Source organism: Sphaerotilus sp. (assembly GCF_041083715.1).
GTDB lineage: Bacteria > Pseudomonadota > Gammaproteobacteria > Burkholderiales > Burkholderiaceae_C > Sphaerotilus.
Map to the genome: position 1 here is coordinate 1 of NZ_JBFPGY010000216.1, position 8,650 is coordinate 8,650.

General features: G+C 64.5%; 11 protein-coding genes. 10 read left to right on the forward strand and 1 reads right to left on the reverse strand.

The annotated features are described in order from the left end of the window. Positions 1 to 608 (reverse strand): LysR family transcriptional regulator (locus AB3X43_RS09475; RefSeq protein ID WP_369429592.1); only part of this gene is annotated, 608 nt, incomplete at its 3' end. A 125-nt stretch (positions 609 to 733) separates the two neighbouring features. Here AB3X43_RS09475 and AB3X43_RS09480 point away from each other — a divergent pair. The 10 genes from AB3X43_RS09480 to AB3X43_RS09525 all read left to right on the forward strand — a co-directional run bounded on the left by AB3X43_RS09480 (position 734) and on the right by AB3X43_RS09525 (position 8,604). Further along, a complete protein-coding gene (locus AB3X43_RS09480) occupies positions 734 to 1,084 on the forward strand; it encodes a protocatechuate 4,5-dioxygenase subunit alpha (RefSeq protein ID WP_369429593.1) in 351 nt (116 codons plus the stop codon). 34 nt (positions 1,085 to 1,118) lie between these two features. After that, a complete protein-coding gene (locus AB3X43_RS09485; RefSeq protein WP_369429595.1) occupies positions 1,119 to 1,958 on the forward strand; it encodes a class III extradiol dioxygenase family protein in 840 nt (279 codons plus the stop codon). 32 nt (positions 1,959 to 1,990) lie between these two features. Next, a complete protein-coding gene (locus tag AB3X43_RS09490) occupies positions 1,991 to 2,698 on the forward strand; it encodes a TetR/AcrR family transcriptional regulator (protein ID WP_473965104.1) in 708 nt (235 codons plus the stop codon). A 163-nt stretch (positions 2,699 to 2,861) separates the two neighbouring features. Continuing rightward, positions 2,862 to 3,530, forward strand: a complete 669-nt coding sequence (locus tag AB3X43_RS09495; protein ID WP_369429596.1) for an amino acid ABC transporter permease — start codon at positions 2,862 to 2,864, stop codon at positions 3,528 to 3,530. After that, positions 3,531 to 4,181, forward strand: coding sequence for an amino acid ABC transporter permease (locus AB3X43_RS09500; RefSeq protein ID WP_369429597.1), 651 nt, complete (start codon positions 3,531 to 3,533; stop codon positions 4,179 to 4,181). Between the two features lie 71 nt (positions 4,182 to 4,252). Further along, positions 4,253 to 5,095 carry a transporter substrate-binding domain-containing protein gene (locus AB3X43_RS09505; protein ID WP_369429598.1) on the forward strand — a complete coding sequence of 281 codons (843 nt, stop codon included), beginning with the start codon at positions 4,253 to 4,255 and terminating at the stop codon, positions 5,093 to 5,095. Between the two features lie 41 nt (positions 5,096 to 5,136). Further along, positions 5,137 to 5,907 (forward strand): amino acid ABC transporter ATP-binding protein, encoded by a 771-nt coding sequence (locus tag AB3X43_RS09510; protein ID WP_369429599.1) that lies wholly within the window; start codon positions 5,137 to 5,139, stop codon positions 5,905 to 5,907. 43 nt (positions 5,908 to 5,950) lie between these two features. Continuing rightward, positions 5,951 to 6,784 carry a shikimate dehydrogenase family protein gene (locus AB3X43_RS09515; protein ID WP_369429603.1) on the forward strand — a complete coding sequence of 278 codons (834 nt, stop codon included), beginning with the start codon at positions 5,951 to 5,953 and terminating at the stop codon, positions 6,782 to 6,784. 25 nt (positions 6,785 to 6,809) lie between these two features. Beyond that, positions 6,810 to 7,697: a VOC family protein gene (locus tag AB3X43_RS09520; RefSeq protein WP_369429600.1), complete on the forward strand. Its 888-nt coding sequence runs from the start codon at positions 6,810 to 6,812 to the stop codon at positions 7,695 to 7,697. 7 nt (positions 7,698 to 7,704) lie between these two features. Further along, positions 7,705 to 8,604, forward strand: coding sequence for a sugar phosphate isomerase/epimerase family protein (locus AB3X43_RS09525; RefSeq protein WP_369429601.1), 900 nt, complete (start codon positions 7,705 to 7,707; stop codon positions 8,602 to 8,604). The last annotated feature ends 46 nt before the right edge of the window (positions 8,605 to 8,650 follow it).

Below are 8,650 nucleotides of genomic sequence, written 5' to 3' on the forward strand. Positions count from 1 at the left end.
GTGCGCCGCGGTGCGTCGTGCACGACGGTGACGTGCTCGCTGGCGAGGTAGTCGGCCTCGGTTGACGGTGCGGTGCGGTGCTGCGGATCATGGAAGACGCGGTAGTGGTCATCGAACAGGCGCCGCTGCAGGATGTCGGTGGCCTCGGGCGGGCGCGGGGTGAGCACGAGCGTGCAGGTCTCGTCGCGCAGCATCGCGGCCTGCGGCGCGCCGGACGGAATCACCCGCAGTGTCAGGCCCGGCGCCTCGGCGCGCAGGCGGCGCAGCAGCGGCGGCAGCAGCACGTCGCGCTGCAGGTCGTTGGCGGCGATGGTGAGCGTGGTGTCCAGTCTGGCCGGGTCGAAGGCACCCGCGGTGCTGAAGGCGTGCAGCTCGTCGAGCAGGCGCCGGGCGCGCTCGACCAGCAGGTCGGCGTGCACGGTGGGTGCGATGCCGCGGCCGCTCTTGACGAACAACGGATCGCCGACGATGGCGCGCAGCTTGTCCAGCAGGTGACTCACCGCCGACTGCGTCACGCCGAGCCGCGCTGCGGCGCGGGTGACCGAGCCTTCTTCGTGCACGGCCACCAGCAGGCGCAGCAGCTGACCGTCGAGATCGTGGTGGTCCATTGCGGGGGGGTCCTTCGAATCATCGACATGACTCATGCCAGACATGAGTATCCACTGCTTTATCGATGGGTTGGATCCCGGAATACTGCAATCACTGCCTTTGCTGCATTTTCAGGAGACCGACGATGACCACCCCCGAGATCCCCGGCATTCCGGGCACCACGCTGTTCGATGGCCGCCTCGCCCGCAAGGGCTATGCGCTGAACCGCATGTGCTATTCGTTCAACGACGCGGCCAACCGCGCGGCCTTCGTGCAGGACGAGGACGCCTACTGTGCCCGCTTCGGTCTCAACGACACGCAGCGGGCTGCGATCCGCGCCCGCAATGTGCTGCAGCTCATCGACGCCGGAGGCAACGTCTACTACCTCGCCAAGTTCGCCGGCATCTTCGGGCTGGACGTGCAGGACCTCGGCGCCCAGCAGACCGGCATGACCAAGGATGCGTTCAAGGCCAAGCTGGCCGCCTACGCCCACTGACCCGCCACGCCCACCGATTTCAAGGAGACTTCCCATGGCACAACTTCTCGGCGGCGTGTTGACGTCGCATGTTCCGGCCATCGGCCGCGCGATCCACAAGGGCTTGCAGGACGACCCGTACTGGAAACCGTTCTTCGCCGGTTTTCCGCCCGTGCACCAGTGGCTCGCGCAGGCGCGGCCCGACGTGGTGGTCGTGTTCTACAACGACCACGGCCTGAACTTCTTCCTCGACAAGATGCCGACGTTCTCGGTCGGTGCAGCCCCCACGTATTCCAACGCCGACGAAGGCTGGGGCATCCCGCAGGTGCCTGCCTTTCCTGGCGAGCAGGACCTGTCGTGGCACCTCATCGAGCGCCTGATCGACGACGAGTTCGATGTGACCACCTGCCAGGAAATGCTGGTGGACCATGCCTTCACGCTGCCGATGGCGCTGCTGTGGCCGGACCAGGTGTGGCCGGTGAAGGTGGTGCCGGTCTGCATCAACACGGTGCAGTTTCCGCTGCCGTCGGCGGCGCGCTGCTGGAAGCTCGGACAGGCGGTGGGCCGCGCAATTCGCACCTGGGACAGCGATGCCCGCGTGATGGTGCTGGGCACCGGCGGCCTGTCGCACCAGCTCGACGGCGAGCGGGCCGGCTTCATCAACAAGGACTTCGACCTGCAGTTCATGGACAGCCTGGCGAGCGCGCAGCCGGACTGGGCCACGCAGTTCAGCATCCCGCAACTGGTGGAGAAGGCCGGCACGCAAGGCATCGAGCTGCTGATGTGGCTGGCCACGCGGGCGGCGCTCGGCGAACAGGTGGAGGAGGTGCACCGCAACTACCACATTCCGATCTCGAACACGGCGGCCGGGCTGATGGTGCTGCAGGCGAGCTGATCCGCCATGGTGCCGCTATGCTTGCGGCCCATATGAACGATGCCTCCCCTGACACCCCTCCGGTCCGCCGCACCCGCAAGGCCAAGACCGTGGACACCTCCGTTGCGCCGGAACCGGGCCGCACCAACGATCCGGAGGCGACGATGGCCAACATCCTCGAAGTGGCGACCACCGAGTTCTCCGAGAAGGGGCTGGCCGGCGCCCGCATCGACGAGATCGCCGCGTTGACGCGCACCAGCAAGCGGATGATCTACTACTACTTCGGCAGCAAGGAAGGTCTCTACATCGCCGTGCTGGAGGAGGCCTACCGCCGCATCCGCCACATCGAGACCGACTTGCACCTCGAGGACCTCGACCCCGAAGCGGCACTGCGCAGGCTGGTGGCCTTCACCTGCGATTACCAGCGTGCCAATCCCGAGTTCATTCGCCTGGTGATGAACGAGAACATGCACCGGGGCGAGTTCCTGGCCCGCTCCGAGTCGATCCAGAAGCTCAACGTGCCGGCGATCCACGGCCTGCGGTCGGTCTACGAGCGCGGAGTGGCCGCAGGGGTGTTCCGGCCGGACATCGATCCGGTGGACCTGCACATGTCGATCTCGGCGCTGTCGGTCTTCAACGTGGCCAACCGCCACACCTTCGCGCTCATCTTCAAGCACGACTTCGACGACCCCGCCAGCATCGCCGTGCGGCGCGACAGCATCGTCGAGATGATCGTGCGCTTCGTCCGCACCAGCCGCTGACATCGGGAGTCCGGCACCTGGCAGTGGCCGCCCTGCCAGGGCTATCAGGGTTTCTATTGATGTGAAAACGAACTAGTTCGTACATTATTCGTCTCCATTGGGACTTGGTCAGCAGCAAAGAGCCGCCGCCGGTCTGTCCGAAACACTCACTGGAGCACTCACGTTGAATTACCAGTTCGACTTCGGTCCTGTCATCGCAGGACTTCCCGATCTGCTGTGGGCCTGCGCCGGCACGATGGGGTTGGCGCTCGCAGGCATGCTGCTGGCCACTGTGATCGGCATCGGCGGCGTGCTGCTGCGGGATTCACGCTTCGCCATGCTGCGCTGGCTGGTGATCGGCTTTGTCGAAGTGGTGCGCAACACGCCATTCCTGGTGCAGATCTACTTCATCTTCTTCGCGCTGCCGCTGGCAGGTATCCGGCTCAATCCGACCCCCACGGCGATCATTGCGCTCGGAATCAATGGGGGCGCCTACGCGATCGAGATCATTCGTGGTGGTGTTCAATCCATCGCCAAAGGACAGATCGAAGCCGGCATGGCGCTGGGATTGCCCAAGCTGCTGATCTTTCGCAAGATCGTGCTGGTGCCTGCGCTGCGCGCCGTGTTTCCTTCGCTGGCAAGCCAGTTCATCCTGCTGACCCTGACAACCAGCATTGCCTCCGCGATCTCGGCCTATGAATTGACTTCGGTGGCGCAGCGCATCGAATCGGATTCGTTCCGCAGCTTCGAAGTCTATGGCGCCGTCACGGTACTGTATCTGGCGATTTCCTCGCTGATGTTGGGTGGCTTTGCCGTCGTCACGTCCCGCCTCTTCCGCTATCCGGTGAAGTAAATGCACGGCATCAACATTTCCGAGTTCCTGTTCCTGCTGGGTGGTCTGCGCTGGACGATCGGCCTGGCAATCATCGGCCTGGTTTTCGGTGCCATCGCCGGGCTGGGCATTGCACTGGCCAGAACCTCGCCGATCGCCACGCTTCGAAAAGTCACCAGCGCCTACATACTGGTGTTCCAAGGCACTCCGCTGCTGATGCAGCTCTTCGTGACCTACTATGGCCTGGCGCTGGTCGGGTTGAAGCTCGAAGCCTGGGTGTCCGTCGCGATTGGATTCACCTTGCATGCCAGCGCATTCCTGGGCGAGATCTGGCGTGGCTCCATCGATGCAGTTCCTCGTGGTCAGACCGAAGCCGCCAATGCCCTGGGTATCAGCTATGGCACCCGCATGCGCAAGATCGTGCTGCCCCAGGCCCTCCGGATTTCGTTGCCGGCCACGGTGGGGTTTCTCGTGCAGCTGATCAAGGGTACTTCGCTGGCGGCCATCGTTGGTTTCACCGAACTGGCGCGCAGTGGCAGCATCGTGGCGAACCAGACCTTTCAGCCGCTGGTCGTCTACGCGATCGTCGGTGTTCTCTATTTCATGATCTGCTGGCCGTTGTCCTATTACGGGACGTATCTGGAACGAAAACTGGCCTCGGCCGCCAGGTAAACATGCGTCGATCGCATGATTCAAGATCCAAGACCGATTCACCCTGTCCCATGAACCCAGGAAATCTTCCCATGACCAACGGATTCAAGCTTCTCAACCAACGCCGCGTTCTGCTCAAGGCAGCCGCTCTGGTCGCCGCAGGCGTCACCCTGTGCACAGGTGCCTTGGCGGTCACGCCCGCCGAGATCAAGGCCAAGGGCAAGCTCGTCGTCGGCATCCAGGCGGCCAATCCTCCTTGGGGCTTTGTCGATGCCGCCACCGGCAAGGCCGACGGCATCGATGCCGACATGGCCAAGGCCTTCGGCAAGGAACTGGGTGTCGACGTTGAATTTGCCGGGCTCGAAGTGGCCAACCGCATCCCCGCACTGACCTCCGGGCGCGTGGATGTGCTGTTCGCCACCATGGCCATGCTGCCCGACCGCGCCAAGGCCGTGCAGTACAGCAAGCCCTATGTAGCGAACAGCATCTACCTGGTCGCGGCCAAGTCCACGGTGATCAAAGCCGACGCGGACATGGCGAAGATCGCCATCGGTGTGCCGCGTTCGAGCACCCAGGACACCGACGTGACCAAGCACGCGCCGGCTGGAACGAACATCCTGCGTTTCGACAATGACGCCTCGACCATCCAGGCCCTGCTGTCCGGACAGGTGCAAGCCGTCGGTGGCAATGCGTTCTACGCCAAGCGCCTGAATGATGCCAAGCCTGGCACCTTCGAGAACAAGCTGGAGTTCACCAAGCTCTACAACGGTGCCTGCTCGCGTCTCGGCGAAAAGGAACTCAACGCCACGCTCAATGCCTTCATGGACAAGATCAAGGCGAATGGCGAACTCGCGAAGATCCAGGAAAAGTGGATGGGTTCGTCGATGGTGCATTTCCCTGAAAGCATCGAAGGCGTGCCCTTCGTCGCCAAGTAAATCCATCAGGAATCGGATTCGTCTAAGAAGGAACTGGTGTCATGAATCAAACCGCCATCGCGCCTGCCGCGTCATCCAAGCCGATGATCGTGATGGAGCACATTGAGAAGTGGTACGGCTCCTTCAAGGCGCTGACCGATGTGAATCTGTCGGTTCGCCAGGGCGAGAAGATCGTGCTGTGCGGCCCGTCAGGGTCGGGCAAGTCGACGCTGATCCGCTGCATCAACCACCTGGAGTCCTACGAGAAGGGGCAGGTCATCGTGGACGGCATCCAGCTCACCGGCGATGCGAAGAGCATCAATGCGATCCGCAGCGAAGTCGGCATGGTGTTCCAGCAATTCAACCTGTTCCCGCACTTGACCGTGCTGGAAAACTGCATGCTCGCACCCATGTCCGTGCGGCACTTGAGCGCCAAGGATGCAGAAACCATTGCGCTGCGTTTTCTGAAGCGTGTGCGCATCGACGAGCAGGCCCACAAGTACCCCGCCCAGCTCTCCGGTGGCCAGCAGCAGCGCGTGGCGATCGCCCGTGCACTCTGCATGGAGCCCAAGGTCATGCTGTTCGACGAGCCGACTTCTGCGCTGGACCCGGAAATGGTCAAGGAAGTGCTGGACGTGATGGTCGGATTGGCCAACGACGGGATGACGATGATCTGCGTGACCCACGAAATGGGTTTTGCCCGTGCTGTGGCCGATCGCGTGATCTTCATGGCCAGTGGCGAAATTCTTGAGGAAGGCCCGCCAGCCGAGTTCTTCTCGAATCCCAAGCACGAGCGCACCCGGGCGTTCCTCGGCGACATCCTCGGTCACTGAGCTACCGCGGCAAAGGGTTTGAAACCCAAGTAAGGGGAATCCCATCATTAACGGCAACACCTCTCTGATCGCCCACATCGGCTACCCGACCTTCGCTTTCAAGGCGCCGATGATCTACAACCCATACTTCGAGCAGGCGGGCATCGATGCCGTCGTGGTGCCGATGGGCTGCCAGACCGCGGATTACCCGGCCTTCCTGCGCGCGGTCTTCACGCTGACGAACATCCGCGGCGCGCTGATCACCATGCCGCACAAGGTGACGACGACTGGTCTGGTGGATGTCGTCTCGCCGACGGCGCGGATCGCGGGCGCCTGCAATGCCGTGCGCCTGGGCGCGGACGGCCGCCTCGAAGGCGACATGTTCGACGGGGAGGGCTTCGTGCGCGGTGTGCTGCGCAAGGGCTTCGCGCTGCAGGGCAAGCGCGTGCTGGTGGTCGGCAGTGGTGGCGTGGGCTGCGCCATCGCGGCATCGCTGGCGGCGGCCGGCATCGGCGCGATCGCGCTGTTCGACCGCCACGCCGAGTCGGCCGAAGCGCTCGGCGCACGGCTGCGCCAGCAGTACCCGGCGCTGGAGGTGTCCACCGGCTCGAACGACCCGGTCGGCCACGATCTGGTCGTGAATGCCACGCCGATGGGCATGAATGAAGGCGACCCGCTGCCGCTCGACATTGCGCGCCTGTCGCCCGACACGTTCGTCGGCGAGGTGGTGATGAAGACCGAAATGACGGCGTTCCTGACCGCGGCGGCGGCGCGCGGCTGCCGGGTGCAGGTCGGTTCCGATATGCTCTTCGAGCAGATTCCCGCCTACCTCGAATACTTCGGCCTGCCGACCACCACGGCCGATGTACTGCGTTCGGTGGCGAGGCTGAGCTATTGACCCTCTCCAACTTCTAGGACCCGCCATGACCCTGGCCTCTGTTGCCGACCGCGAAGCCATCGGCGAACTCCCCAATCCGCTCGGCTTGCTGGGCATCGAGTTCGTCGAATACGCCACCAGCCGCCCGCAGGCGCTGGGGCAGGTGCTGGAGCGCCTGGGCTTCGTGCCCGTGGCGCGCCACCGTTCGCGCGAAGTGCAGCTCTACCGCCAGGGCGACATGCACATCATCGTCAACGCCCACCAGGGTGGCCTCAGCGGGCAGGCCGCACCGAGCGAGACGCCGGTGATCTCTGCCGTGGCCTTCCGCGTGCGCGACGCGGCCTCGGCCTACCGGCGTGTGCTCGAACTCGGCGCCTGGGCCGTGCCGACGCAGGTCGAGGTGATGGAGCTGAACATCCCCGCGATCCACGGTGTCGGCTCCAGCCGCATCTACTTTGTCGACCGGCACCGCGAGTTCTCGATCTACGACGTCGACTTCGTGCCCATTCCCGGCGTCGAGCAGCACCCGCCCGCACAGCAGGGCCTGCACCTGTTCGGCGTGGTGCAGTACATCGGCCTGGACCGTGCCGATGACTGGACCGCTTTCTATGGCGAGCTGTTCGGCTTCGCCGAGCTGCCACGGGAGCAAAGCTTCGGCGTGCTGACCAGCGGGCGCATCCTGGCCAGTCCGTGCGGACAGTTCCACTGGCAACTCATCGAACCCGATCCGGACGCCGCCACCTTCGAACATGACGAGCTGCTCCAGCGCATCGCCTTCGGCTGCGACGATGTGCTCGCGGCGGCGGCCATGCTGCGCGAACGCGGTGTGGAGTTTGTCGAATCGACCCACGGCGTGCGCACCGACGAGCGTGGCGCACTGACCCGACCGCTGCTGGGCGGACTGGTGTTCGAGCTGGTCCGTGACAAGCGCTGAGGCCGCCATGACCCCGCAGATCGCCCGGAATGTCGCCGATTTCGGCATGGACACCATCACGCTGGCCGGCCCGCTCGAAGCCAAGCTCCAGGCGGTGCGTGCCGCCGGATTCACCCAGATCATGCTGGCTGCCCGCGACATCGTCGGTCACCCCGGCGGCATGGACGTCGCGGTGCAAGCGGTGCGCGACAGCGGCCTGCGCGTCACCGGCTTCCAGGTGCTGCGCGATTTCGAGGGGCTCTCGGGCCACCTGCACAGCTACAAGGTCGAGATCGCCAAGCAGATGATCCTGATGGCGCACGCGCTCGGCGCCAAGGTGCTGCTGGCCTGCTCGTCCACCTCGCAGCACGCCACCGGCGACGTGGACGCCATCGCCCGGGATCTGCGCAAGCTGTCGATGCTGGCCATTCCCTATGGGCTGCGGGTGGCCTACGAAGGCCTGTCCTGGGGGCGGCACATCAACGAATACCACCAGTCCTGGGACGTGGTGCAGCGCGCCGATTGTCCGAATCTGGGCATCGGCATCGACTCGTACCACATCATGGCCACGCAAACGCCGCTGGACGCGCTCGACGACATCGATCCGGCCAGGATCTACCTTGTCCAGCTGGCCGATTTCATGTGGAACGAGGTCCGCACCGCGCAGGAGCGCATGGACACCGCGCGCCATTTCCGGGTCTTCCCCGGCGAGGGCGTGCACTCGGAGGCGCTCACCGCGTTGGTGCTGAGGCTGGATGCGCTCGGCTACCGCGGCGACTACAGCTTCGAGGTCTTCAACGACGACTACCAGCAGCTCCCGCTGCCCTTCGTCGCGCAGCGGGCCTGGGACTCCGCGGTGTGGCTGGCCGAAGGTGTGCTGCGCCGCTCGGTGCCGCTGCCTGGGCAGATGCGGCTGCGGCGCGTCTGATCACCTGAAGCACCGCTGAACACCTGACCGGCGGACAGGCGGTGCC

What these genes read in the sequence shown, in the direction of transcription:
- AB3X43_RS09525 (WP_369429601.1), top strand. Translation starts at nt 7,705, where the DNA reads ATGACCCCGCAGATCGCCCGGAATGTCGCCGATTTCGGCATGGACACC.
- AB3X43_RS09485 (WP_369429595.1), top strand. Translation starts at nt 1,119, where the DNA reads ATGGCACAACTTCTCGGCGGCGTGTTGACGTCGCATGTTCCGGCCATC.
- AB3X43_RS09520 (WP_369429600.1), top strand. Translation starts at nt 6,810, where the DNA reads ATGACCCTGGCCTCTGTTGCCGACCGCGAAGCCATCGGCGAACTCCCC.
- AB3X43_RS09490 (WP_473965104.1), top strand. Translation starts at nt 1,991, where the DNA reads ATGAACGATGCCTCCCCTGACACCCCTCCGGTCCGCCGCACCCGCAAG.
- AB3X43_RS09505 (WP_369429598.1), top strand. Translation starts at nt 4,253, where the DNA reads ATGACCAACGGATTCAAGCTTCTCAACCAACGCCGCGTTCTGCTCAAG.
- AB3X43_RS09510 (WP_369429599.1), top strand. Translation starts at nt 5,137, where the DNA reads ATGAATCAAACCGCCATCGCGCCTGCCGCGTCATCCAAGCCGATGATC.
- AB3X43_RS09500 (WP_369429597.1), top strand. Translation starts at nt 3,531, where the DNA reads ATGCACGGCATCAACATTTCCGAGTTCCTGTTCCTGCTGGGTGGTCTG.
- AB3X43_RS09480 (WP_369429593.1), top strand. Translation starts at nt 734, where the DNA reads ATGACCACCCCCGAGATCCCCGGCATTCCGGGCACCACGCTGTTCGAT.